The sequence below is a fragment of the Xenorhabdus entomophaga genome (assembly GCF_037996725.1).
GTDB classification, from domain to species: domain Bacteria; phylum Pseudomonadota; class Gammaproteobacteria; order Enterobacterales; family Enterobacteriaceae; genus Xenorhabdus; species Xenorhabdus khoisanae.
In genome coordinates this window covers 1-283 of record NZ_JBBMXH010000428.1, presented here as the reverse complement: position 1 = coordinate 283, position 283 = coordinate 1, and the positions used below count along the sequence as shown (strand labels likewise).

1 protein-coding gene is annotated in these 283 nt (G+C 45.6%); it reads left to right on the top strand.

The window, feature by feature from the left end:
* Window positions 1-55: 55 nt before the first annotated feature.
* Window positions 56-283, top strand: a 228-nt coding sequence (locus AAC854_RS23500; RefSeq protein ID WP_340619180.1) for a type VI secretion system baseplate subunit TssF, incomplete at its 3' end; no start/stop codon positions are given.

The window sequence follows — 283 nt, the reverse complement described above, 5'->3', positions numbered from 1 at the left end:
TCAATTAAATGCCGATAGATTATTCATTTGAGTATCTGTGTAAGGGAAGAGCAAAGTGAAAAATCAGAAAGAATCCCTGTACCGACAAGAACTGGCCTACCTGCGGGAAAAAATGAAGTTAGCCGCCACCGAAAATCCGCAGTTAGCCGAGTTTCTGGAAAATCCCCATGACCCTGATATTGAACGCCTGCTGGAAGGTTTTGCCCTGCTGTCTTCAAACTTACGCAGTACTGTTGAGGACAGCATTCCACAAGTCACCCATGAAATGTTGGGACGCATCTGG